This is a genomic window from Bradyrhizobium sp. USDA 3315 (assembly GCF_054056795.1).
Map to the genome: position 1 here is coordinate 6,073,576 of NZ_JBSRYP010000001.1, position 23,276 is coordinate 6,096,851.

General features: G+C 64.1%; 21 protein-coding genes and 1 tRNA gene. 13 read left to right on the top strand and 9 right to left on the bottom strand.

Going from position 1 to position 23,276, the window contains the following annotated elements; translation table 11 throughout:
* Nucleotides 1-274: 274 nt before the first annotated feature.
* Entirely contained in the window at nt 275-1,459 is a 1,185-nt protein-coding gene (locus ACVIYL_RS28325; RefSeq protein WP_456780348.1) for a glycosyltransferase family 87 protein, read from the top strand.
* Between the two features lie 36 nt (nt 1,460-1,495).
* Here the strand turns inward: ACVIYL_RS28325 and ACVIYL_RS28330 are convergent, their stop codons facing one another.
* Nucleotides 1,496-2,356, bottom strand: coding sequence for a sterol desaturase family protein (locus tag ACVIYL_RS28330; RefSeq protein WP_253608099.1), 861 nt, complete (start codon nt 2,354-2,356; stop codon nt 1,496-1,498).
* 165 nt (nt 2,357-2,521) lie between these two features.
* A complete protein-coding gene (locus tag ACVIYL_RS28335) occupies nt 2,522-3,448 on the bottom strand; it encodes a LysR family transcriptional regulator (protein WP_028335380.1) in 927 nt (308 codons plus the stop codon).
* A gap of 118 nt (nt 3,449-3,566) precedes the next feature.
* Between ACVIYL_RS28335 and ACVIYL_RS28340 the strand changes: the two genes are divergently transcribed.
* Nucleotides 3,567-4,922: an MFS transporter gene (locus ACVIYL_RS28340; protein WP_456780349.1), complete on the top strand. Its 1,356-nt coding sequence runs from the start codon at nt 3,567-3,569 to the stop codon at nt 4,920-4,922.
* Nucleotides 4,923-4,944: 22 nt separating this feature from the next.
* On the top strand, nt 4,945-6,189 hold the full coding sequence (locus ACVIYL_RS28345) for an amidohydrolase family protein (RefSeq protein ID WP_456780350.1): 1,245 nt from the start codon (nt 4,945-4,947) through the stop codon (nt 6,187-6,189).
* 190 nt (nt 6,190-6,379) lie between these two features.
* On the opposite strand, the gene ACVIYL_RS28350 is transcribed toward ACVIYL_RS28345, so the two are convergent.
* Nucleotides 6,380-9,724: an autotransporter family protein gene (locus tag ACVIYL_RS28350; RefSeq protein ID WP_456780351.1), complete on the bottom strand. Its 3,345-nt coding sequence runs from the start codon at nt 9,722-9,724 to the stop codon at nt 6,380-6,382.
* Nucleotides 9,725-10,047: 323 nt separating this feature from the next.
* On the opposite strand from ACVIYL_RS28350, the gene ACVIYL_RS28355 reads away from it, so the two are divergent.
* Nucleotides 10,048-11,238 carry an adenylate/guanylate cyclase domain-containing protein gene (locus ACVIYL_RS28355; protein ID WP_456780352.1) on the top strand — a complete coding sequence of 397 codons (1,191 nt, stop codon included), beginning with the start codon at nt 10,048-10,050 and terminating at the stop codon, nt 11,236-11,238.
* Nucleotides 11,239-11,316: 78 nt separating this feature from the next.
* Here the strand turns inward: ACVIYL_RS28355 and ACVIYL_RS28360 are convergent, their stop codons facing one another.
* The 4 genes from ACVIYL_RS28360 to ACVIYL_RS28375 form a co-directional block, all read right to left on the bottom strand.
* Nucleotides 11,317-11,517, bottom strand: coding sequence for a hypothetical protein (locus ACVIYL_RS28360; RefSeq protein ID WP_253608104.1), 201 nt, complete (start codon nt 11,515-11,517; stop codon nt 11,317-11,319).
* Nucleotides 11,518-11,854: 337 nt separating this feature from the next.
* On the bottom strand, nt 11,855-13,168 hold the full coding sequence (locus ACVIYL_RS28365; RefSeq protein ID WP_456780353.1) for a chloride channel protein: 1,314 nt from the start codon (nt 13,166-13,168) through the stop codon (nt 11,855-11,857).
* Between the two features lie 861 nt (nt 13,169-14,029).
* The gene (locus tag ACVIYL_RS28370) at nt 14,030-14,218 is read right to left on the bottom strand and encodes a hypothetical protein (RefSeq protein ID WP_456780354.1); all 189 of its coding nucleotides are present in this window, start codon (nt 14,216-14,218) and stop codon (nt 14,030-14,032) included.
* A 525-nt stretch (nt 14,219-14,743) separates the two neighbouring features.
* Nucleotides 14,744-15,139: an NUDIX hydrolase gene (locus ACVIYL_RS28375; RefSeq protein ID WP_076831509.1), complete on the bottom strand. Its 396-nt coding sequence runs from the start codon at nt 15,137-15,139 to the stop codon at nt 14,744-14,746.
* 342 nt (nt 15,140-15,481) lie between these two features.
* On the opposite strand from ACVIYL_RS28375, the gene ACVIYL_RS28380 reads away from it, so the two are divergent.
* Nucleotides 15,482-15,778 carry a hypothetical protein gene (locus tag ACVIYL_RS28380; protein ID WP_076831506.1) on the top strand — a complete coding sequence of 99 codons (297 nt, stop codon included), beginning with the start codon at nt 15,482-15,484 and terminating at the stop codon, nt 15,776-15,778.
* Nucleotides 15,779-15,841: 63 nt separating this feature from the next.
* Nucleotides 15,842-16,069 (top strand): hypothetical protein, encoded by a 228-nt coding sequence (locus ACVIYL_RS28385; RefSeq protein ID WP_016843397.1) that lies wholly within the window; start codon nt 15,842-15,844, stop codon nt 16,067-16,069.
* 89 nt (nt 16,070-16,158) lie between these two features.
* On the opposite strand, the gene ACVIYL_RS28390 is transcribed toward ACVIYL_RS28385, so the two are convergent.
* Nucleotides 16,159-16,389 carry a hypothetical protein gene (locus tag ACVIYL_RS28390; protein ID WP_225160192.1) on the bottom strand — a complete coding sequence of 77 codons (231 nt, stop codon included), beginning with the start codon at nt 16,387-16,389 and terminating at the stop codon, nt 16,159-16,161.
* Between the two features lie 344 nt (nt 16,390-16,733).
* On the opposite strand from ACVIYL_RS28390, the gene ACVIYL_RS28395 reads away from it, so the two are divergent.
* Both ACVIYL_RS28395 and ACVIYL_RS28400 read left to right on the top strand, forming a co-directional pair.
* Nucleotides 16,734-17,531 carry a lytic murein transglycosylase gene (locus ACVIYL_RS28395; RefSeq protein WP_038383190.1) on the top strand — a complete coding sequence of 266 codons (798 nt, stop codon included), beginning with the start codon at nt 16,734-16,736 and terminating at the stop codon, nt 17,529-17,531.
* 86 nt (nt 17,532-17,617) lie between these two features.
* Nucleotides 17,618-18,025, top strand: a complete 408-nt coding sequence (locus ACVIYL_RS28400; RefSeq protein ID WP_026192921.1) for a hypothetical protein — start codon at nt 17,618-17,620, stop codon at nt 18,023-18,025.
* Between the two features lie 73 nt (nt 18,026-18,098).
* Here the strand turns inward: ACVIYL_RS28400 and ACVIYL_RS28405 are convergent, their stop codons facing one another.
* Nucleotides 18,099-18,485 carry a YciI family protein gene (locus ACVIYL_RS28405; protein ID WP_456780355.1) on the bottom strand — a complete coding sequence of 129 codons (387 nt, stop codon included), beginning with the start codon at nt 18,483-18,485 and terminating at the stop codon, nt 18,099-18,101.
* A 491-nt stretch (nt 18,486-18,976) separates the two neighbouring features.
* Here ACVIYL_RS28405 and ACVIYL_RS28410 point away from each other — a divergent pair.
* The 5 genes from ACVIYL_RS28410 (at nt 18,977) to ACVIYL_RS28430 (ending at nt 23,225) form a co-directional block, all read left to right on the top strand.
* Nucleotides 18,977-19,050, top strand: a tRNA-Gly gene (locus ACVIYL_RS28410).
* 468 nt (nt 19,051-19,518) lie between these two features.
* Nucleotides 19,519-19,878 (top strand): hypothetical protein, encoded by a 360-nt coding sequence (locus ACVIYL_RS28415; RefSeq protein WP_253636031.1) that lies wholly within the window; start codon nt 19,519-19,521, stop codon nt 19,876-19,878.
* A gap of 199 nt (nt 19,879-20,077) precedes the next feature.
* Nucleotides 20,078-21,250, top strand: a complete 1,173-nt coding sequence (locus ACVIYL_RS28420) for an efflux RND transporter periplasmic adaptor subunit (RefSeq protein WP_310881668.1) — start codon at nt 20,078-20,080, stop codon at nt 21,248-21,250.
* 23 nt (nt 21,251-21,273) lie between these two features.
* Nucleotides 21,274-21,969, top strand: coding sequence for an ABC transporter ATP-binding protein (locus tag ACVIYL_RS28425; RefSeq protein WP_310881669.1), 696 nt, complete (start codon nt 21,274-21,276; stop codon nt 21,967-21,969).
* Nucleotides 21,966-23,225: an ABC transporter permease gene (locus tag ACVIYL_RS28430; RefSeq protein WP_456780356.1), complete on the top strand. Its 1,260-nt coding sequence runs from the start codon at nt 21,966-21,968 to the stop codon at nt 23,223-23,225. The genes ACVIYL_RS28425 and ACVIYL_RS28430 overlap by 4 nt, the downstream gene beginning before the upstream one ends.
* The last annotated feature ends 51 nt before the right edge of the window (nt 23,226-23,276 follow it).

Consider the following 23,276-nt stretch of genomic DNA (forward strand, 5'->3'; position numbering starts at 1 on the left):
ATCGGCGAGGCATGAGGCGCTTCGCGACCCACGGCTCGGCAAGCCCGGAAAACTCCATCGTAGCGACGTGAGCGAAGCTAGGCCACAGCCCGCTCATCCATTCGACACCCGCTTCTTCACCCTATCCGCGCAAACAGCTCCAGCCGCCGCCGGCGTTCCGTTGCTCGGCCCGCGAGTGCAATGGTAGATTGCGCCATTTCATGATTGAGCCGTTTCAGAGGATATGAAGAAAATTTTGCACTGGGACGCTTCTGCAGGAGATGACCCGGCGCTGATGGTTGCCTGCGTCATCTTGCTCGGGGTCTCGATCCTGGTTTCGATACCGGCATTTGTCGGTGGTGGCGGCCAGGCCGGAATCGATTTTTCATGTTTCTGGGGCGCGGGCGCGATGGCGCTCGAAGGCCATGCGGCGGCGGCCTACGATTGGGAGCAGCTGCATCAGCAACTTGTTCTCCGGCTGCAATCCCTCAATCACGCTCCGTATCCTTACGATCAGGTACCGGTTCCGTTCTTTTATCCGCCGGTGTTTTTCCTGGTTGTGGCGCCGCTGGCGCTGCTGCCGTTTCCGATCGCGTTCTGGGTCTGGAGCGCAGCGAAGCTGTCTTGCTGGCTGCTCGTCGTTCATGCCATCCGGCCACGCTCCGCCGCGCTGCTGCTGGCACTCGCTGCTCCGCCAGTATTCTACGACTTCATTTCCGGCCAAAGCGCACTGCTCGCCGCATCGCTGCTCGGCGGCATCCTGCTGACATTGGACAGGCGTCCGCTTCTCAGTGGAATCCTGATCGCGCTGCTCATCTTCAAACCTCAGTATGGCGTGCTGCTTCCCTTCGTGCTGATCGCCACCGGACGTTGGCGCGTCGTCATCACCGCCGCTCTGGTGATTCCGGTCCTCCTGCTGCTCGCCGGGCTGATCTTCGGTTGGGATACCTTCGATGGATTCCGCGCCGCCGCCACCTTCGCCACGACGCAATTCCACCTCAGTGGCGCGCTGCCATGGTACAAACTGCAGAGTATCTATGGGCTCTTGAGAGACGCCGGCCTCGGCTACGGTTTGGCGATGGCGGTCCACGTCGCCATCGCATCCGTGGTTGCGATTGGAGTGCTGATCCTGTGGCGCGGCCATGTCAGCTTCGCCGTAAAGGCCGCGAGCCTCCTGGCGGCAACGCCGCTGATTTCTCCTTACTTCGCGATCTACGATATGCCGATCCTGGTGGTCGCGTTGCTCTTTCTCATGAACGCCAGCGCGGGCCGCCTCGCGTCGCGTTCGGGTCGAAGCGCCTTCCGGATCGCTGTCAGCGTCGTCTTCGTATTGGGATACGCTTTCCCGTTCGTGCGCACGCCTCTCGGCCCCATGATGTGCGCAACCGTGATCGCGCTGATCTGGATGAGATACCGGCAAGAGGCCGGCGAGACAGCTACAGGCGAGGAGTTGCAAAAATCCGCGACCGTCGGAGGCTAGTGTTCCGATCGCGAACAGTCGCGAAGATCATTAGGATCAGCCGTCCTGCTGCGCTGGCGGCGTTGCCGTGCCGGGCACAGCCTCCGCGCCAACCGGGTGCCTGGTGCCCGACGGATCGTCGCGCTTGAGCATCGAGGCCCAGGCGAAAAATGGATAGGCCAAAAGCGCCAGGTACCTCGTGGGCATCGGATGATCGACGCCGAATGCCGTCGGCTTCTGCGCTTCCGGAAGATAGAGGCTGCCGAACAGCACATCGTAGAACGAGAACAGCCCGGCGTAGTTCTTGTCCCTGGCTTCCCGCTCGCTGCTGTGGTGCCAGTGATGAAACTCCGGCGACACCAGGACATGGCGTAGCGGGCCGTAGCCCAGGCGCACGTTGGCGTGCGCAAGCCAGGATTGCCAGTAGTAGATCGCAAGATAGGTCCCGATCGCCTCCGCGGAGAAACCGAGCGCGAACAGCGGGAACAGCGAACCAACCTTCATGAAGGTCACGTCAAGCGGGTGCTGGTGGATCGCGGCGAGCCAGTCCAGCTCTTCGACGGCGTGATGAACGGCATGGATGCGCCACATGGCGGGCACGACATGCAGGATGCGGTGGGTCCAGTAGATGCCGAGGTCCCCGATCACGATCGCGATCGGCGCCTGAGCCCAATACGGGAGATCGCTGACCGCCTGCTTGACGGCCGAGGGCAGGATCGATTGATTGACCAGCGTCGCCAGTGCGATGATCGCGGTCACGCCGATGAACACCAGCCAGCCGTTGAGAAACAGGAAGGCCATATCGGTCGAAAGACCACGCCTGAAGATCTTCTGCTGCCTCGCTGCAAAGAGTTGCTCGAACGGCACGAAGATCAGGGGCGCCAGCAAAAGCTGATATTGTTCCAATAACTCGCGCATTCAAATGGCCACGTGAAATGGCGACAGCCTACCACCCCGGTCCCCGATGGCGTCAATCGGAAACGAAACCCGGGTTGTGGGAGCGTTAATCAGCATCCCCGTGCCGCTACGGGGATCACCGGTGTCCGGGAGCCGGGTTCGTCCGCATGCCCCAATCCCACCGCGTCACTCCATCCTTGCGAACATCTCCACCAGCGTCTCGCGCAGCCAGCGTTGCGCGGGGACGGTGTCGTTGCGCTGGTGCCAGAACAGGCTGACGATGCGCGGCGGCGCCGGCAGCGGCACCGGCATGGCGTGCAGATGGGGCGCGTGGCGGGACTGGGCGCTGAGATCGCGCGGCAGCACGGCGATCAGGTCGGACTGGCGCACGATCTCGTAGGCGGCATTGTAGTGGTTGACGGTCGCGACCAGATTGCGCGACAGCCCGCGCGAGGCGAGAAACTGGTCGTAGGTCGGCAGCGTCTTGCCGGCGAGGCTGACATCGACATGCTTGGCGGCAAGGAAGCTCCGGGTGTTGAGCCGCTTCTGCCTGGCCAGCGGATGGTCCCGCCGCATCATGCAGGCATATTCGACGGTCCACAGCGAGCGTGAGCGGATCACGGCCGGCGGCTGCTGCGCCTCGTTGACATAGACGCTGAGCACGCAATCGACGCGGTTGTCCTCGAGCCGGTCGCCGATCTCCAGGATGGTGTTGGGCACGGTGTGGATGCGCGCGGACGGCGCCACTTCGCTGAAGCGGTTGAGCAGCCGCGGCATTACCAGCGAGGCAACGTAGTCGGACATCGACAGGATGAATTCGGCCTGGGTCTGTCGCGGATCGAAGGCGTCCTCGTCGAGCGCGTGGCGGACATGTTCGAGAGCATCGCCAATCGGCTGCCACAGCGCCACGGCGCGCTGCGTCGGGCGGATCCCGCTCGCGGTGCGCACGAACAAGGGATCGCCCAGCGCGTCGCGCAGCCGCGCGAGCGCGTTGCTGACCGCGGGCTGCGTCATGGTCAGCGCGCTGGCGGCGCGCGTGACGCTGCCCTCGGTCATCAGCGCCTCGAAGACTTTCAGCAGGTTGAGGTCGAGCGTGCGGAAGGACACGAGCAATATTCACAAGGGTGATGTGCCAGATAACGATTATAAATTATTCGGATAATATTGCTTTGTCTATCATTACCCGGCTGACCCTGTGGCGCGTGCCGCCGCGGGGCGAGGGGGGACTTTCATGTCGATGATCTCGGCGCGCATCGAGCGCCTGCCGTTCGCGCGGTTCCACGTGCACCTGCTGCTGATGGGCGGCCTCGGCTATCTCTTTGACGCGATGGATGCCGCCGTGCTGGCGTTCATCCTGCCGGTGCTGCGCACCGCCTGGGGGCTGACCAATGTCGAGACCGGCGTGCTCGGCAGCAGCACCTTCGTCGGTTATTTGTTCGGCGCGCTGCTCGCGGGGACGCTGGGTGACCTGATCGGCCGCCGCGCGGTGATGATGTCGGCGCTCGCGCTCTACAGTGCGGCCTCGCTGGTCAGCGCGGCGGTGGATAGCTGGCCGGCGTTCTTTGCCGCGCGCGTCGTCGCCGGCATGGGCACGGGCGCGGAGAGCGCGATCATCGCGCCGTACCTCGCGGAGTTCGTGGCGCGGCGTTACCGCGGCGCCTTCACCGGCGCGCTGGCGGGCTTCTTCTCGTTCGGCTTCGTCGCCGCCGCCTTGCTCGGCTATTTCATCGTGCCCGCCTACGAGAACGGCTGGCGCATCGTGCTGGTCATCACGGCCGTGCCTGTCGTGATGCTGCTGTGGTGGCGGAGATCGCTGCCGGAATCGCCGCGCTGGCTGGAAAGCCGGGGCAGGGCGAAGGAAGCCGAAGCAGTGCTCGACCGGATCGAGGCGAGCTTCGCGCGAGAGGGCCGTGCGCTGCCGCCTGCGGTCGCCGAGCCGGCCGCGCCAGTCGCCTCGTCGGGAACGCTGTTGAGCAATTTTGCCGCGCTGCTCGCCGGCCGGCAGGCGCGCATCACCACCATGACCTGGATCATGTGGCTGTCGATCACCTTCAGCTACTATTCCTTCTTCGTCTGGATTCCCGGCCTCTTGGTGCAGAACGGCATGAGCATCACCAAGAGTTTCGGCTATTCGCTCGCGATGTATTGCGCGCAGGTACCGGGCTATTTCACCGCCGCCTTTTTCAATGAGCGGATCGGACGGCAGGCGACGATTGCGACCTATATGCTGCTCGGCGGCGTCAGCGCGCTCGGGCTCGCCTTTGCCAAGAGCGATGCGGAGATCATGACGGCCGGCCTGCTGCTGTCGTTCTTCATGAACGGCACCTATGCGGGCGTCTATGCCTACACGGCCGAAGTGTTTCCGACATCGATCCGGACCACGGGTGCCGGGCTTGCCTCCGCGATCGGCCGCATCGGCGCGATCGTGGCGCCGATCCTGGTCGGCTACCTCTACCCGAATTTCGGCTTTGCCGGCGTGTTCGGCGTCACCACGTCCGTCCTCCTGATTGGCGCGCTGACCGTGGTGCTGATGGGCGTGCCGACGCGCGGCCGGTCGCTGGAAGACATCGCAAGCGAAGCCGCGTGATCGCGGCGCCTGGGAGATCATCATGGCTACGAACCTCTTCAAGAATGCCGCGCTGCTCGATCCGCTGCGGTCCGATCTGCTTGAAGGCCACCACGTGTTGGTGGAGGACCGCCTGATCAAGGAGGTGTCGGACCGGCCGATCGAGGCTTCCGCCGATCGGGTCATCGACCTCAAGGGCAAGACGCTGATGCCCGGCCTGATCGACCTGCATGTCCATGCGGTCGCGGTCGAGCTCGATTTGTCGCAGCAGGCGCGGATGGCCAACGTGCTGGTGACGCTGCGCTCGACCATGCTGTTGCGCGGCATGCTGAAGCGCGGCTTCACCACCGTGCGCGATGCCGGCGGCGCCGGCTATGCGCTGAAGCAGGCGATCGACACCGGTCTCACTGATGGCCCGCGGCTGTTCGTCTCCGGCCGCGCGCTCAGCCAGACCGGCGGCCACGGCGACGGGCGCGCCCGCTCGGACTATCTGGCCGACCCGACCTGCTCCTGCTGCGTGCGGGTCGGCGCCATCGCGCGCGTCGTCGACGGCGTCGATGCGGTGCGCAAGGCGGTGCGCGAGGAGCTGCAGATGGGCGCCGACCAGATCAAGATCATGGCGTCCGGCGGCGTTGCGTCGCCGACCGATCCGATCGGCGCCTACGGCTATTCCGAGGACGAGATCCGCGCCATCGTCGCGGAGGCGAGAGCGCGGCACACCTATGTGCTGGCGCATGCCTACACGGCGGAGGCGATCGAGCGGGCAATACGCTGCGGCGTGCGCACCATCGAGCACGGCAATCTGATCGACCTTCCGACCGCGCGGTTGATGGCCGAGCAGGGCGCCTATGTGGTGCCGACCCTGGTCACCTACGAGGCGCTGGCCAATGAGGGCGCGAAGTACGGCCTGCCTGCGGCGAGCGTCGCCAAGATCGCCGACGTTCGCGACGCCGGGCTGCGCTCGCTTGCGATCTATCGCGAGGCCGGGGTCAAGATGGGATTTGGCACCGATCTGCTCGGACCGTCGCAGCGGCTGCAGAGCGACGAGTTCCGGATCCGCGCCGAGCTGCTCGGCCCGCAGGCGGTGATCGCCAGCGCGACCATCATCGGCGCCGAGGTGCTCGGCATGGAAGGCAAGCTCGGCCGCATCGCGCCGGAGGCGTTTGCCGATCTGCTGGTGGTCGAGGGTAATCCGCTGCGCGACGTGGCGTGCCTGCTCGGGCAGGGCGAGCACATCCCGCTGGTGATGAAGGCCGGCAAGGCCGAGGTGGATAGGTTGGGCGGGTAGGGTACGCTAGCCTGCCGCCGCAGGGGCGCACGGCCAAAATATCGAAAACAACCCCATGCAAAGTAGCGGGCGCCTGCCGGCGAACACGACAGCTTGACGCGTCGGGCAAATCAGCGGCATTATTCCATTATACAGAAATCATGCAGCTTCGCTCGTCTCGACCCCGCACGCGGGGCGAGGTGAAGCGGCCTCACCACACCACGCGGAGGCCGGCGGTGCCCTTGTAGCTGTGGTTGTCACCGGCGTCCTGCAGGCTGGCGCGGTAGGTCGCTTCGCCGAACACGGTGTAGCGGCCGCCCGCCCAGCTGTAGCTGCCGCCACCGCCGATCGAGCCCCAGAGCCGGTCGTTGGCGCTGGCGAAGCCGGTGCCCGCGACGTCGACGTTGGTGCCGTCGAGGAATTCGTAGTGCAGGTTGCCGATCGCGTAGAGGTCGGAGCGAGCGCCGTCGCTCCAGCTCTTCCGGTGATTGAGCGACAACCCGACGCGGCCGAGCAGGCTGTCGGCATTGCCGAGCGAGACCAGCGCGCCGAAGCGGTCGGTGAAGCCGTCGAAGTCGACCTTCGAATAGGCGAGCTGCGCCTGCGGTGTCAGCGAAAACCCGTTGCCGATAGTGAACCGCTTGCCGCCCTCGACGCTGAACGCGTAACCGAGGCCTTCATTGCCGTGAGTCATGCTGCCGACGAGATCGGAGGTGAGATCGCCGCGATAGAACATGGTCTGCATCTGGCCGTCGATGTAGACGCCGTTGTCGCCGTACCAGGTCGCGGTGGCGCCGACGCCGGTGCCCTCGGCGCGGATGCGGCCGTTGCCGAAGAACGAATTCACGTATGCCGTCGTCAGGCCGTATTGCAGCGTGAGGCCGACGATCAGGCGGCCGTAATTGTTCTCGAGCGCGAGGCCGTCGAGTCCGGCCTGCGCCTTGAAGTCATCGCTGCTCAAGGTCGAGCCCGTGGTGTTCGACGGCCGCAGGCTGGTTTGACCGCCCTCGATGCGCCCCCAGAACGCCGATTGCGTCCATGAGCTGTCGGCCGTTGCCGCCGGCGTGACGCCCATCCGCGCCATCGCTTCGCTCGGGCCGCTATTGCCGCCCCAATAGCGGTTGCCGACGCGCTCCTGCAGCGAAGGCAGCGCGTTCATGCCGAGCAGCACCTGGGCGTAGTTCTCGTAAAGCGGCACGCCGGGCTGGTACAGCGGACCCGCGGGCGCGCCCCGCGGCGTCGGCGCGGTTGGATCGCTCGACGGTACCAGGCTGGAGCGCAGATACCAGTCGCCATCCGCCGGCGTCGCGATGCCGTTCTTCTGCAGCGTATAGGCATAGGCGCCGGCGACGATCGCCTGCTGACCCTGCAACGAATAATTGCCCGCCAGCGCGAAGACGCCGTTGGAGGCGCCGGTGACGTCGATCAGCTTGATGCCGTCGGCGGTCTGCGCGCCGCCGCCGCCGGCATTGTTGATCCGCACCGTCGAAGTACCCGACGTGCTTGCCGCGACCAGGCGGTCGGTCGCCGAACCGTCGCCGCCGAGCACGGTGTTGAACAGCAGCGTGCCGCCATTGCCGGCATAATTGCCGGCGACCGTCAGCGTCGTGCCGGGCGCCGCGCCGAACCGCAACGCGCCGGCGTTGCTGAATCCGCCGATGGTCTGGTTGAGGCCGTTGAGGTCGATCGTGGCGCCGGCGCCAGCGGTAATGGCAGACGCCGCGCTGAACGCATTGACCGCGCCGGCTTGCAGCGTGCCGCCGGTTACCGTGGTCGCGCCGCTATAGGTGTTGACGCCGGACAGGATCTGCGTGCCGCCGGTCAGCGCAAGCCCGCCGGTGCCGCCGATGGCTCCGGAGAACGTGTCGCTGGCATTGGTGATGGTCAGCGTCTTGGTACCGAGCGCGACATTGCCGCTGCCGGCGAGGCTCTGGATGCTGGTGCCGGCGCTTGTGAGGCCGGAGATGTCGAACGCCGAATTCGCCACCACATGGCTGGAATTGCTGATCGATCCTGCGCCCGTCAGCGCCAGCGTGCCTGCGGAGATCGTGGTCACGCCGCTATAGGTGTTGGCGCCGGACAGTGTCTCGGTGCCGCCAGCAAGCGTCAGGGCACCGCTGCCGCCGATCACGCCGGCGAACGTGTCGTTCGCGGCGGTCAGCGTCAGCGTCTTGGCGCCGAGGTCGACGCTGCCTGACCCCGACAGCCGCTGGATGCTGGTGCCTGCGCCGGAAAGGCCGGCGATGCTGAACGTGCCGTTCGCGATCACCTGGCTGGAAGCGGCGATGTCGCCGCCGCCGGTCAGCGCCAGCGTGCCGCCCGCGATCGTGGTCGCGCCGCTATAGGCCTGCACGCCTGATAGAGCCTGCGTGCCGCCGCTCACTTGCAGCCCGCCGATGCCGCTGATCGCGCCGGCAAACGTATCGTTCGCATTGGTGATGATCAGGTCCTTGGCGCCCAGCGTGACGCTGCCGGCGCTGCTGCCGGCGAGGCTCTTGATGTGCGCGTTGGGGTCCGAGATGACCGAAATATCGAAGTCGGCGTTATCGACCACCCGGCTCGAGGTGGCGACGGCATTACCGGAGCCGGCGGCGCCAGACAGCCGGAACGTGCCTTGCTGGATCACCGTGTCGCCGGTGTAGCTGTTGCCGACGCCGGTGAAGTTGAAGATCCCGGCGCCGGTCTTGGTCAAGCCGCCGACGCCGCTGAAGCCATTGGCCTGGAGGACGGTGAACCCATTGCTATCGATGGTCAGTCCGCCCGCGGCGAGGTTGTTCTGGGCAGCCGTTCCGCTGGAGACAATGGGGGTGTTGATGGCCGCGCGGAACGTGGCGTTGTCAAAATTCACCCGGCCGTTCGCGTTGCCGACGCTGATGCCGAAGCCGTGATTTATCAGTGTGGCATTGCTGACATTGAGCGTGCCAGTGCCGCCCCCAACCGCGGTGCCGAGTATGATTCGGCTTGTAAAGTTGACGGTCGCGCCGTCGGTGACGTTGAGGGTGCCCGTACCGGAAAGGCTGACGGTGATCGTAGTGGCGTTCCAATGCGATCCGGCTCCCGTTACTGTGACGGTCGCCGTACCGCCTGTGGTATTGGAAATCCCGGACGTGCCGCTTGTCAGCGTGCTGCCGTTTTGAATTGTGAGGTGGGTCGTTCCGCCAGCCGCGCTCTGAACATTGAAACTGCCGGCGGTGCCGATCGCCCCAGGGGTCACGCCGAGAACGACGTTTGAGCCCGGCGTAATAACCACCGTAGCACCGCCGGCCGGAGCCGCTCCGGTGTTCCAGTTCGAGCCCACCGTCCAGTCGTTGCTGGTGGCGCCGGTCCAGGTCTGCGCCGCCGCCGAGCCCGGCATCAGCGCCGCGAGCGTGGCGACCGAGGCGCTCAGCAGCAGCAGGCGCTGGAAGTCCGCGCGGGTGCGGGATTGCGATGCAGTCCGGCGTGGATTGAGTGTGGTGTCACCAACGTGTCGTGCGATTGTCGCAGCCCCGATGCATTCGCGCATGGCGCTCAGCCCCTTGTTCTTGCCGCTGCCCGACAGGTTGCATTTCGGCAAACATTCGCCGGCAGCGGATGCGTGTTACGCTATGTGACTCACTGTGAGCTGACAAATGAACCTTGCTGTTCCCCAGGTGAAACAAGGCGCGGTGTGTTCATGATGCAACGTCTGCGCGCTGCAATTAATCGATCGCTAACCAGTTGAATTGCGCCGGGCGCGATGGCATGCGTCGGCGGATGTGAAAACCGCCGGGCAGGGTGGCCATGCCCAGCCCCGGCCGCCCGGCGCGTCCGATCACGTTACCGCTGGCAGCGTTGACCTTACCGCGGGGAAGCACGACATATCGGTTCGCGATCCCACCCGCCGCTCCGGAGCAAGCCATGAACACCCCCAACATCGAATCCGTCACGCCGCAGCCTGGCGGCGACGTTGTGGCCTGGCTGACCAACGAGACCCGCGACGAGCGCTTCATCGACAATATCTTCGCCGAGCTGTGCATCCGGCTCCAGCAAACCGGCATCCCGCTCAAGCGGGCGACGATGAATCTGCTGATCCAGCATCCGCAATGGCTCGGCGCCCGGATCATCTGGGGCGACGGCAAGCGCGAGGCCGAGATCACGCGGGTGGACTACGAGGTCAGGGAGCGCTCGGAATATATCGGCAGCCCGGTCTACGAAATCCACCAGGGCGCTGGCGAAGTGCGCGAGCGGCTCGAACGGGCGCCTGGCCGCGCGCATGCGCTCTATGACGAGATGCGCGCGCAAGGCCTGACCGACTATGTGGCGTGGCCGCTGCTGCATACGCTCGGCAAGCGGCATGTCGTGACCTTCGCGACCGACCGGTCCGGCGGTTTCGATGACGCTGACATCGCCGAGCTGCGCAAGGTGCTGCCGGTGCTGGCGCTGGTCAGCGAAATCCGGATGAAGAACCGCCTGGCGCGGACGCTGCTCGAGACCTATGTCGGCACCCATGCTGGTGAGATGATCCTGGCAGGCGCGACGCGGCGGGGCAGTGGCACCACGGTCCGCGCCGCGATCATGATCTGCGATCTCAGGGACTTCACCCGGATCTCGGATTCCTGGCCGCGCGACGACGTCATCGATCTCCTCAACGACTATTTCGACGCGATGTCGGAGCCGATTGCGCGGCACGGCGGGGAAATCCTGAAATTCATCGGCGATGGTCTGCTTGCGATTTTCCCGCTCAGCGATCCCAGGGCCTGCGCCAACCTGCTGCACGCGGTGTCCGAGGCGCGGCAAGCGATGGCGGCGCTCAGCGAAAAGAACAGCATGATGGGCCGCGCCCCAATGAATTACGGCATCGGCGTCCATGTCGGCGACGTCATGTACGGCAATATCGGATCGCGCAGCCGGCTCGACTTCACGGTGATCGGCCCCGCGGTGAACATGGCCTCGCGGCTCGAGGCTCTGACCAAGCAGTTGGGACGAAACGTGCTGCTGTCGCGCGCCTTCGCCGATCTGGTCTCGCACGATTTCGCGCTCGAGCATGTCGGCGAGCATTCGGTGCGCGGTTTCAGCGAGCCGATCGAGCTGTTTGCCTATCGGGGCTGAGGCTCGATTGGCCAAAGCAGCGTGACGTGCGGCGCACGCACCCGGCTAAGACGGCCCAATGTCCAAAGGCTCCTGCCGTTAAGGAGATTGGCCGGACAGGTTTACTCTCGGTGCGCGCAGTAATTGCTGCTCGGCATAGTTGGCCAGACGATCGTACTCTTCGGCGATCTTCAGAAGATTCGCACGTGAGTTTTGGTATCTGAACAACTCCGCCTTGGCACGTGTCTTGGCGGCTCGATCCCGCCAATAGCCGGCGTTGGTCATGACGTTCTCGACCATGGTGCTTCCCCCTTTCTCAGGGATTGCCCATAGACCAACGTCGCCGCGACAAGTCCGCTCCCCGAGGAACCCGGAACTGGCGTTCACGCATGAAGAGTCACTGAAACATTCCGTTTGTTCCAGACGAAATTTATTCAAGCTGGATTCACACGTGTTGTTTTCCGGAACGCCGGATCGCGCGAATCTTCGGATGCTGGGCAGGCTTTTTCATTCAGGAAATTTTCAAGGCCCAGAGGGTCCGCCTGATTATCGGCACTGGCGGTTCGGCGTGAGCATGGGAATAGGACGGCCCCGGCAACGCAAGATGCCGGGGCCGTTTTCCCTTGATGCCGGGAATTCAGATCGAGGTGATCTTCTGCGCCGGCGCGGCGCGCTCGACGAAGCCCTTGGCGAGGGCGTGATAGACGCCTTCCTTGCAGATCAGGCGTGAGCTCGCGTGCGCAATCAGGGCCGCGGCCATCAAGGGCACGACCATCGCGTGATTGTCGGTCATCTCGGTGACGATCACGAAGGCGGTGATCGGCGCCTGCACCACGCCGGCGAAATAGGAGACCATGCCGAGCAGCATGATGGCCGGCAGCGGCGCGCCGTGAAACAGCGGCGCGATGTTGGAGCCGAGCCCGGCACCGACCGCGAGCGAGGGCGCGAAGATGCCGCCCGGCATGCCGCTGATCGAGGCGAACGTGGTCGCCAGGAATTTCCAGACGCTGAAGCTTGCCGGCAATTGTGTTCCGGCTTCGAGCGCGGATTTGACCTGCTGATATCCCGTGCCATAGATCGCGCCGTCGGACGCAATCCCGCAAATCGCAGCCGCTAATCCGCAGATTGCGGCAAAACCGACTGGATAACGCTTGATCGCGCTTCCGACTGGATTGGCAAACCCGCGTGCCATTGTGATCAGGATGCGACTGAACAGGCCGCCCGCAAGACCTCCGGCAATGCCGCAGAGCGGGACCGCGAGCCAGTCGGTGCCGTTGCGCAGGGCCGTCGCGCTGGTGCCGAAATACGTATAGTTGCCCATCAGAGCGAGCGAGGTCAGGCCGGCAGCGATCACCGCGCCGATGATCAGGCTGCTGGTTCTCGTCTCGAAGGCACGGCTCATTTCCTCGATGCCGAACACGATCCCGGCCAGCGGGGTGTTGAAAGCGGCCGCGACACCTGCGGCCGCGCCGGCAAGGATCAGGCCGGGTTGGCGCCGCGGCGAGAAGCGGCCGAGCGCAAACATGATCGAGGCGCCGATCTGCACCGTCGGTCCCTCGCGCCCGACCGACGCGCCACACAACAGGCCGAACAGAGTCAGCAGGATCTTGCCGGCGGCAACGCGCAGCGAAACCAGGCTTTCGCGCGCGGTCTGGTCGGTCAGATGGCGTGCGGCGATCGCCTGCGGGATTCCGCTGCCTTGCGCGTTCTGAAAGAAGCGGTTGGTCAGAAACACCGACAGCGCGAACCCGGCCGGCGTCAGCACCAGCGAGGCATAATGGAAACGGGATACCACCGCGCCGAACGCGATCTGTGCCAGATCGGCGAGCTGTGCCAGCGCGACGGCCGCCGCGCCGACCGCAATGCCGCCCAGCAAGAACAGGGCGCGGCGCTGCCAGCGCGCGGAGACCAGTCTGAACAGCCGCCTCTGGCGGTTGGAGGGGAAGGTCATTCTGACGAGTTCTGGCTCATGTCGTGGTCCGATACGCAGCGGATCACGTCATTCCTAGCACGCGTCGGCGGTATGCGAAGCTGAAGAAATCAGCACGGTGTGCCGGCGCAGCCGCCAAACTCCAGGGCCGAAATCTACCGCCTGAGGCCTCACTCTTCGGCGATCTCCGGGCGGCTCGCGCGTGAGTTTTGGTGTCTCAACGACTCCGCCTTGGCGCGTACTTCCCCGCCGTGACGCATGATTGAGGGACGCGGAAAATCTGGCACAAACTGCACTTTGCGCGGCTTCCGCCGCGGCGTATTTTGACTGCCCCATTGAAGGGCGCATGTCATGTCCGAAGTGATTGTTCGAGCGGGCATCGTCGTATTGGGACTTTGCCCAATCGCAATGGTTGCCGTTGCTCTGTTCATTTGATGGAAGCTCACCTGGCCCGACCGCGCCAACCGGGCCGGTAGACGGCCCCAGCGCCTGCCCTCCCAGGCCCCCATAGGTTGCTGGGGCCACTCAAGAAGGAGGCCGCCGGTTGGCGGCCTCCTTCTTTTGCCTGGTACCGAGTTGGGTACGTTACCGGGATCATTGCCGCGCGAATGACATGGGGCACTGAATCGAAAAGGGCCGTCGCATCGGCGGCCCTTTTCTGCCGGTCATAATAGGTCTGCAAAAAACTCAGTCGTGAAAAAATGCTCTGCAAAGAACGGCAACGCCGGCAGGGTTGGTATTACGACCGTCCTATCTCTCCGGAAATCCGGATCAGTACGGTGTTCCTGCGGTGGAACTCTTGGTCTGCGGATGTGTATCCGACGATCAATGATGGCGCACCGGAGAGGGTGCTGCGCTGGTCAGGACATTCGCCGCGGGGAATCAGGACATCTCATGTCGCCGCGCTTCGCCAAGCATCATGTTGAGCATCGAGATGTGCTCGGCCGTGAGCTGCCGCTGCATGAGGCTCACGGCCCATCCTTCCGGGATCGCGTCCAGCACCAGATCGAGGGCTTGATCTCGCGAGGTTGCGGCAAGCCAGATCTGGACCTCGCCGTCATCGGTGGTCACGCGTACCAAATGAACCTCAAGGGCGGCCTGCGTACGCGACAAGCACCGCCGAGGGAATTGGTTGCTGACTAACCTGTGTTATTTTTCGGGGGACTTCAGACCGGGCAGATAGCCGTCCCGCCGTGTGATCCTTCAGAGGGTCCGGGCCTCCGCAATTGAAGCACCGATAGAGGCGATTGCCCTTGCCGCCCGGAGGCAATGCGAATTCCAGTTTGCGCCCGCATTTCGGGCAAATCTCGGTTTTCGGTTCCATGACTCCACGCAACGATTAAACAAACTTACGTCGCGTCAAATTGCGGGTCAGCGAGCGCAGATAAATAACGTGCGTTGTCGCCTAGCTAAAAAGCCAGGGCCCTCCGGCGAGGAACCGACGCGGCGGAGCATGATTGTCACACGTTCGGTGCTGTCCCTGCCGGCAGCGTCTGGACGATCAAGGTAAACTCGCGGCCCCAGCTTGTGCCCCTCGCTGGGGCCGTTTCTTTGGGGTGGAAGCGCGGCACTTTCAAGCAGCGATGATCCCGCCGCCTATCTCCGGCGCCGTTGCTTGCTCGGAAACAGCCGGTCGCGGATGTAGCGGGAGGTCGGCGTCAGGCGAAGGCCCCGCGGCTTCTGCCAGGCGGCGCGGTCGATCTCCTTCTTGTCGCCGATCGCCAGTCGGCCCTTGGCGTTCTTGGCGATGAAGATCGCGTCGCTCATCCTGCGGCCGGAACGCTTGTTCCTGGCCGTCACTTCCTTCCACAGGCTGAGCCTGCCGAGCTTGAGCTTCGGCAGCTCCTCCTTGATCTCGCGCTTGAGGCAATCCTTCCCGGTTTCTCGCGCGCGCCTGCGCCCGCCGGGAAACATCCACAGCCCGTCAGATCGGCGTCTAACCAGAAGAACCTTGCCACGCTTCGCGGCTACCAGCTTGGAGGACTTGGGCATCGGAGTACTTGGGCATTTGCTGCGCAATGATCGAAATAGAATCGACCCATTTTAACTTGTCTATTTGTGTAGACAAGTTCGATGCCCACATTGTTCCACAGTCGTATGTCGGCCGTTTGTCTTTGACGGCTGCGATCCTCGCCGCGCGCGGTCGCCCGTGGCTTCTCTGATCCGGCTTGATGTTCGGTACCTCACGTTGAATTCGTGAAAGCTGTTACGGCCCGTGACTGCAACTCACCCGGTTGCGTCGTGATAACGATACCCATGACGGACGGCTTTCACTGCTTGACTCAATGTTCTTGTTTTGTTCTAATTGCCCTCCACCCGGAATTGGAGGACGCCATGGACAACCGCATCAGCGAAATTCGCAGGCAGATCAGGGCGCTGCGCGTCAGCATGCTCGAGGCCGAAGCCATCATGCGCCAGCAGATCAACCGCGATGAGGACTGCGCCTTCGTCGCCGGGGACCTCCTGAAGATGCGGCTGGTCATGAGCCGCCTGGTCGAGGAGCGGGAGGTCCTGGGCGACCGCGATCCGATCATCGTGCATGCGAGCGTTGCACCGCGCCGTCGCGCCGCGACGTCAGCCTTCATTCGCCCGGCGAAGCGAGAGCTGGCCGCCGGCGAAGCGCGTGCATGACCGAGTGCTCGGGACGCGGCGGCTGCGCGCCGAGCTGCAAGACGTGATGTGCCGGAGGAAAAGATGAGAGAGCCGCTTCGGTATTTCCACGACAGCGATGATCACGCGCCCTGGATCAAGGCGCTGGCCGAGGTCCGGCACATGGCGACGCGGGAAGGCTGGTGCTTTCACCACGTGCAGGCGATCATCGTGGCGATCGACCAGTATGCGGAGGCCGCGCTCGGCAATCGCGAGTTCTTCCTCAACCGGCCGCAGACCGTCGGTCCAGTGAGAAGAGGCGACGTGCCTTAACATGCTGACCGGCAGGCACGCGTGTTCGACGTCGCGGCAGCTCGACGCGCTGTCCGCGGCGGCGAAAAGCCTCGCTCAGGAAGTACCGACTATTTCGTGTAGCCTTGACTGCTGCAGTACCACCAGGATTCGGCGGGCGATGCGCCATGCTCGATCACGTATTTCCGGCAGGCTTCGTAGCTGACCGCATACCGCTTCCCGCACGGTACTGCAGAGATGCCGAAATTGCTGGTCGAGCATGTGGATGCGGCGTGGCCCGTCGACATCGACAGGACGCCGATAAAGGGCAGGACCGCTAGAAGTGACAGGGTCTTCATCATAGCCATCGCCTCCCAAGTTGGAGGACAGCGGGGCCGCCGTCCCCGCGGAGAACCTACTACATCGCACGCCGTTCACCACTGGATTTCGCGAGTCTCACGCGCGATCTGCATCGTCACGCACGCCGTGTTCGTCGTTATGCCCGGCGCGTGACGCCTTCCGGGCGCAGGGGCCAAATGTCCCGGCCTGCCTGAGGCGGTCGGGATGGCCAATCCGCTGCCAGCGACATATCGTGACGGTCCGAGGCCGAATCTGAGGCGGACCGTTCATCGCCGGGTCATGTCCATCCGGCCATCGTCAGCGCCGCGCCCGCGAGGGCGGCGGCATATTTGCGGAGGAGTTTCGGATGATCAGGGGCTGGCAGGTTGCGACGTCGGCGCTCGCCATCGTCGTGATGGTTGCAACGCTGGGGGCTGAAGCGAACGCGGCGCAGTGCGGCAACGGGCCCGGCGGGTTCGAAGCCTGGAAGCAGCAGTTCTCGGGCGAGGCGAGCGCCAAGGGGATCGGCGCCACCGCGATCGCCGCGCTGATGCAGACCCATTACGCCAGTGCGACGATTGCAGCGGATCGCGGCCAGCGCAGCTTCGGCCTGTCGCTCGAGCAGTTCATGGCCAAGCGGGGATCTGCGACCATCGTGGCGCGCGGCCGATCGCTGAAGCAGTCGCAAGCCGCGCTGTTCGCCTCGATCCAGCAGCGCTATGGCGTGCCGCCGGGACCGTTGATCGCGATCTGGGGCATGGAGAGCGGCTTTGGCAGCCAGCGCGGCAACCAGAACATGCTGTCCTCGATCGCAACGCTTGCCTATGACTGCCGCCGTCCGGAGTTCTTCACCGACCAGCTCTATGCAGCGCTGAAACTCGTCGACCGCGGCACTTTGTCCGGGAGCACGCGCGGCTCGATGCATGGCGAGATCGGCCAGACCCAGTTCATGCCGAAGAACGTCCTCGCCTACGGCACCGGCAATCTCGACGTCGCGGCCAACGCGCTGAGCTCGACGGCGAACTTCCTGCGCGCCCATGGCTGGCGCGCCGGTGCCGGCTATCAGCCCGGGGAACCCAACTTCGCCGCGATCGAGGCGTGGAACGCGGCAGGCGTTTACCAGAAGGCGATCGCCATCATGGGGCGGCAGATCGACGGCCAATGAGCGCAGGCGCGAGTTCCTTCATCGCCTGTTAACGCAACGATGCCCAGATCGTGCGCTGTGAAACGGAGCAGATGGAGACCGGCTCCATGCTCAAGAACGGCACCTACGCGGCGTGGTTTCGAACGTCGCTTGCGGACGGCACCGGCATCGTGCACGTCGCCGATGGCAGGCTGTGGGGCAGCGACGCGGTCATGCTCTACAGCGGCACCTATGAGGTCGACGGCGAGCGCTTCTCCGCGGTGCTCACCACGCAGCGGCACTCGAGAGACGGCACGACCGTGTTCGGCACCGACGACCTCGTGGTGCGGCTCGAGGGCATCTGGACCGGCGCGATCGCGACCTGCACGGGCAGGGCGGATGCCGTGCCCGATCTCGCCTTCGAGGTGACGCTGATTCCGAGCCAGGAGGTGGCACCCGAGCCGCCGCCGGATTTGCCGCTGCCGAAGTTCGACCCGAGCAAGCTTCCGAAGCTGCCGAAACGCTCCAGCCGCTAAGGCATGATCCGGAAAAGTGCGAAGCGGTTTCCCTCGCGACAAACGCTAAAGCCGTTTGCGCGGGGATCACGCGCTACGCATCGCTCGGGCCCGCGGTCTCCGGAAACGGCGCGCCGGGGATGTAGAGCTTCAGCGCGCGGATCTCGTAGACCGCCGACGGGTTGACGCTGCGCAGGTCGCGCGCCGCGGCGATCGCCTCCGCCTCATCGGCGCAATCGATCACGTAGAAGCCGAGCAATTGCTCCTTGGTTTCGGAGAACGGCCCGTCGATCACCATGCCGTGGCCGGGCCCACGCAGCGTGCCGGCATTGCGGGTATCGCCGAGCCGCGCAGCTGGGCCGAGCTTGCCCTTCAGTCGTTGATGGACCTCGCGCAGACCCGTCATCACGGCAGCGTCCTCCTCGGCGTTCCACGATTTGACCTCGGCTTCGACGTGATAGGCCAGGATGGCATAAAGCATCTGATGTGCTCCTTATTTCTGATGCGACTGGCCCAAGGACGTCTCGCGGCGATCCGAGCCGACATTTCATCTGTAGCGGATCGGACGGTCTCTGTGTTGCGACAAGGTATCCCGCCGTCCGGCATGGCGGCGGCGAATCGCGCAGGCCAAGACAGCAAAAAGGCGCGGCGGATGAGCTTCCGCCGCGCCCCCGATTTTGATGTCTCGCTGGTCCAGGGCTGAGAGCGCCCCGATGCCAGGCTGATTGCTCAGGGCCTAGCGGGCGATCCCAGCGAGGTGACAGCGCTTGAGACAAGACACTAGATCACCTCCTTTCTTTGTTGATGGGACTTCGAATATAGGTGCCGAATCCGCCGCTGTTAAGGCCGCCTCCGGCCCAGCCGCGCCAGGAAAGCGGCCGGATTGCGGCGAAATGGTTTCGTTTACCGGAGAACAGAACGCACGCCGGGCAGTTGAGGCCGCCGCCCGGCCGTGTTAGGTGAACCCGAGATGCGGGTGTAGCTCAATGGTAGAGCAGCAGCCTTCCAAGCTGAATACGAGGGTTCGATTCCCTTCACCCGCTCCAACATCCGCTTGCGGTACGGTCATGTGCATTTGGCGCGCTTTGGACGCCGCGCTCGCTGGCTGATCTCCTCGAAACACAGACCGATCTCGACGGATGGCTGGCTCAGCTCAGCGCCCGGATCGCAACTGCTGGTCCTGCGCCAACTTCCGGAACAGCTTTGTGAGACGACCTTCGGGCGTGAGATGGCCCTGGCCGTAACGCCACCCGATTTCACGGAGGACCTGTCAAATGCCGACGGGACGAGTCACGTCCGTAGGCAGTGCTCAACGAATTCTTGATTTCAGAAGAAGAGATCGTTCGCGACTTCGACGATTCTGACTTCCCTGTCAGAAACTATCTCATTCGTCATCTCGGACATTGCTCGATTCCGGCGAGAAATAGGAACCGCGGCGGGTCAACGGCATTCAAGCGTTCGGCGCCGTCAGCCAACTTGGCGCCCCGGCGACGCAAACCAAACAGGAGTTGATGATGAGAAAACTCGCAATCCTTGCGGCGGGCGTATCATTGCTCGCGGGCACTTACCCCGGCCAGGCATCCGACCATCTGTTCACGGCGGTCGGTGCGGGCGGCCTGACGACCTCCAGCAATCCGTTCGTCAAAACCAATGGTCGATCAGCCGACATCGTGCCGGGGCAGGGAAGTCCGCTGTCCGGCGCAGATCACACCACCCCGGCGGCCGAAGTAGAGTCGTTGCTCACGCATCACTTCACTCAGCCCAACACCAATGCCAATCCCGGCAACGGCACCCTGAAGACCCCTCCACCGGTCACGGCCGGAAAGACGGCGCCCTCAGCCAACAGTCCACATACAGCGGTCTTCATGCCCTGATCCGGCCCAGGGCGATCACTTCGGATCGCGGCCGCGGCGGCGTGGCGACGTCCCAGGCTATCTGGGTCTCGTCGCGCCGTCTGCGGCATCGGAAAGCGCGGCAGCTACGCCTGCTCTCAGCACGGAGGACCGCATCGGTCGGCGCGGTGAGATCATCATTCGTAAGGTCGATCAACCGAACGTCCCGCGAAAGCTTCTGGTGCGTGGAGCGCTGGGAGTTCTTGCGGTTGCCGCAACCTATCCGTTGTGGGCTCCGGATAGTCCGGTCTCCGCGATCGGGGACGGTCAGGATGACCTGCGCTATGTCAGCATCGCCCGCGACAACGTCGTGCAGAATGTCACCGCTTCCGGAACGCTCGAAGCGGTCGACACGGTCGAGGTCAGCTCCCAGCTGTCGGGTCAGGTCGCGAGGTTGATGGCCGATCACAATTCCCCCGTCCGGGCCGGCGAGCCGCTTGCGGCGCTCGACAGCGCGACCTTTGAAGTCCAGGTCAAGGAGGCGGATGCTGCCCTTGAGGTCGCATTGGCGCAGCACGAGGAGGCCAAGTCGGCGATCGAGGGCGTACAGGCACGTCACGATGACGCTCTGCGTGATCTTCAGGTCAAGAGCACGCTCAGCAGAAACGGCAGCGTTTCCCAGCGTGACGCCGAGCGCGCCCAGATGGCGGCGCGGTCGCTCGCCTCCGAATTGTCCGCGGCCAAGGCGCGCGAGCAGATACGCGCGGCCGGAGTGACGGCCGCGCGGGCTTCACTCGAACGGGTTCAGCTCGATCTCGAGCGAAGCATCATCAAATCGCCGATCGATGGCGTTGTCATCCGGCGCAGCGTGGAACTCGGTCAAACCGTGGCCGCGAGCCTGCAGGCGCCGACGCTGTTCACGATCGCGCGCGATCTTTCGGACATGCGGGTCGACGCATCGGTGAGCGAGGCCGACATCGGTGCGGTGCGAACCGGGCAGCGCGCTCGATTCGGCGTCGATTCGTATCCCGGGCGCACGTTCGAAGGGCGCGTGCTTGAGATCCGAAAGGCGGCACGGATGGTGCAAAACGTGGTGACCTACACCGTGATGATTTCAGCGCCCAATCCCGAAGGCTTGTTGCTTCCCGGCATGACTGCAGACGTCCGCATCGTGGTGCAGGAGCAGCAAGACGCGATAGTCGTTCCCAATGCTGCGCTGAGTTTTCGGCCAAGGCAGGAAGGCGCAAGCCACCCCACTCCCGGAACAGGGGTGATCTGGGTTCGCATGAAATCGGGCGCTTTGAAGTCCACTGCCGTTTCACTGGGCGCCAGCGGCGATTCCCTGACCCAGATTCTGTCGCCAGATATAAAGATCGGCGAACGGGTCGCCATCGGTTATCGGAGCAAACCTTAGTGGAGCCGCCCGGCGGTTAGCGCATGAGTCCGCTCGTCATCCTCGATCATATCCACAAGCAACATCGGCTCGGCAACCAAGCCGTTCAGGCGCTTTCGGACGTCTGTCTGGAGATCGATCGCGGAGAATTCGTCGCCGTCGTGGGTCCATCGGGATCGGGCAAGTCGACCTTGCTTTCGATCCTGGGCTGCCTCGACCAGCCGTCGCGCGGGCGTTACCTTCTCCACGGCGAGAATGTGTTTGCGCAGTCGAAGATCCGCCTGAGCGAGCTGCGCAATCGACGCGTTGGAATTGTCTTTCAAAACTTCAACCTGTTGCCGCGCCTCACCGCGCTCGAGAATGTCGCGCTGCCGCTCTTCTACCGGACCGAGCCGCTGCGCAATCCGCTGGCGCGTGCGCGCGCCGTGCTCGAAAGGGTCGGGCTCGGCCTTCGGATGCACCACGTGCCCGCAAAACTGTCGGGGGGAGAGCAGCAGCGCGTTGCAATCGCACGAGCCATCGTCAACGGCCCGGACCTTCTGCTGGCGGATGAACCGACAGGCGCGCTGGACACGAGCACGCGTGACGCCATTCTCGCGCTGCTCTGCCAGTTGCAGCGCACCGCACTCACGGTAGTGCTGGTGACGCACGACCCCGAGGTCGCAGCGTGCGCGCGGCGCATCATCAGGTTACGGGACGGCGCGGTCGTCGGCGAACCGGAACGCCACGTCACGTCATGAGCCTCGATCCACATGGGATTTCGATGCGATCGTTCGGCTATGTTGCTCTGGCGTTTCGGTCGGTACGTGCGCACATATTGCGCTCCATTCTCGCTGTGACCGGCATTATCATCGGCATTGCCGCCGTCGTGGTCGTCGTTGCGGTGGCGGAAGGCGCGCGTGCAGAAATCTCGAAGCAGATAAATTCGCTTGGCTCAAATCTGATGCTTGTGCAGCCCGGTGCGCAACTCGCGCAGGGCGTCCGGCATCAGGCCGGCACCATCCTCTCGCTCACAACGGCTGATGCGCTGGCGATCGCTCGCGAGGTGCCCGATATTGTCGTTGCGGCACCGTTCGTCGGTGAGCAAAAGACGACAATATCAGGGGACATGAACTGGTCGACCCTCGTAGCCGGTGTGACGCCGAATTTTTTTGAAGCGCGGGGGTGGAGGCTCGCGGAGGGCCAACTGCTTAGCGACGATCACGTTGTATCGGCCGCAAAAGTTGCAATTCTCGGCCGCACTTTAGCCCGTGAACTGTTCAAGGGCAGCGACCCGCTTGGCCGTTTCGTCCGTATTGATCGTTCGTCCTATCTCGTGATCGGAGTGCTCGCCGAGAAAGGCCAGGACTTCACCGGTCGGGACCAGGACGACGTCATGTTCATTCCGTTGTCGTCCGCGAAAATCTTCACGATTGGACGCAGCCAGGCTAACCCGGATGCCGTGCATAGCATTCTCGTGAAGACGGAGTCCGCTCAATCGATGCAAGCCGCGGAGGCGGCAATTGCGCAAGTCCTGCGGCTGCGCCACAAGATCGTGGGGCGCAAGGCTGACGATTTTCGCATCCAGAACCTCATCCAGATCGCCCAGACGAGCGACCGGGCCTATCGCCAGTTCACCTTGCTGGTGTCCACGCTTTCGGGAATCTCCCTGCTGGTCGGCGGCATTGGTGTGATGAACATCATGCTCGTATCGGTCACAGAACGGATCAACGAGATTGGACTCCGGTTGGCGTTCGGCGCCCGCCCACAAGACATCCGCGCACAGTTTTTGCTGGAAGGGGTACTCCTGTGTACCATCGGCGGACTGTTGGGACTCGTTGTCGGTTACCTCTGCGCACGCGTGATCCCCTCCGCTCTAGGCTGGCCTGTCGAGTTCAATGGACAGATGGCGTTGATCGCGATCGCCTGCTCCAGTCTCGTCGGTATTGTCTTCGGTCTTCTGCCCGCCGAACGGGCTGCGCGTTTGGATCCGGCGACGCTGCTAAGGTCCGGGTAGTCCGGGCGCGTGATCCGCGTCGCTGGGTGGTGGCCATGAGCTTTGCGAGAC

Bases quoted from the DNA above. Each gene is read 5' to 3' on its own strand.
- ACVIYL_RS28380 (WP_076831506.1), top strand. From the start codon at position 15,482: ATGGACAACCGCATCAGCGAAATTCGCAGGCAGATCAGGGCGCTGCGC.
- ACVIYL_RS28425 (WP_310881669.1), top strand. From the start codon at position 21,274: ATGAGTCCGCTCGTCATCCTCGATCATATCCACAAGCAACATCGGCTC.
- ACVIYL_RS28405 (WP_456780355.1), bottom strand. From the start codon at position 18,485: ATGCTTTATGCCATCCTGGCCTATCACGTCGAAGCCGAGGTCAAATCG.
- ACVIYL_RS28385 (WP_016843397.1), top strand. From the start codon at position 15,842: ATGAGAGAGCCGCTTCGGTATTTCCACGACAGCGATGATCACGCGCCC.
- ACVIYL_RS28325 (WP_456780348.1), top strand. From the start codon at position 275: ATGGTTGCCTGCGTCATCTTGCTCGGGGTCTCGATCCTGGTTTCGATA.
- ACVIYL_RS28340 (WP_456780349.1), top strand. From the start codon at position 3,567: ATGTCGATGATCTCGGCGCGCATCGAGCGCCTGCCGTTCGCGCGGTTC.
- ACVIYL_RS28430 (WP_456780356.1), top strand. From the start codon at position 21,966: ATGAGCCTCGATCCACATGGGATTTCGATGCGATCGTTCGGCTATGTT.
- ACVIYL_RS28395 (WP_038383190.1), top strand. From the start codon at position 16,734: ATGATCAGGGGCTGGCAGGTTGCGACGTCGGCGCTCGCCATCGTCGTG.
- ACVIYL_RS28330 (WP_253608099.1), bottom strand. From the start codon at position 2,356: ATGCGCGAGTTATTGGAACAATATCAGCTTTTGCTGGCGCCCCTGATC.
- ACVIYL_RS28360 (WP_253608104.1), bottom strand. From the start codon at position 11,517: ATGGTCGAGAACGTCATGACCAACGCCGGCTATTGGCGGGATCGAGCC.
- ACVIYL_RS28365 (WP_456780353.1), bottom strand. From the start codon at position 13,168: ATGACCTTCCCCTCCAACCGCCAGAGGCGGCTGTTCAGACTGGTCTCC.
- ACVIYL_RS28355 (WP_456780352.1), top strand. From the start codon at position 10,048: ATGAACACCCCCAACATCGAATCCGTCACGCCGCAGCCTGGCGGCGAC.
- ACVIYL_RS28345 (WP_456780350.1), top strand. From the start codon at position 4,945: ATGGCTACGAACCTCTTCAAGAATGCCGCGCTGCTCGATCCGCTGCGG.
- ACVIYL_RS28375 (WP_076831509.1), bottom strand. From the start codon at position 15,139: ATGCCCAAGTCCTCCAAGCTGGTAGCCGCGAAGCGTGGCAAGGTTCTT.
- ACVIYL_RS28400 (WP_026192921.1), top strand. From the start codon at position 17,618: ATGCTCAAGAACGGCACCTACGCGGCGTGGTTTCGAACGTCGCTTGCG.
- ACVIYL_RS28390 (WP_225160192.1), bottom strand. From the start codon at position 16,389: ATGATGAAGACCCTGTCACTTCTAGCGGTCCTGCCCTTTATCGGCGTC.
- ACVIYL_RS28415 (WP_253636031.1), top strand. From the start codon at position 19,519: ATGAGAAAACTCGCAATCCTTGCGGCGGGCGTATCATTGCTCGCGGGC.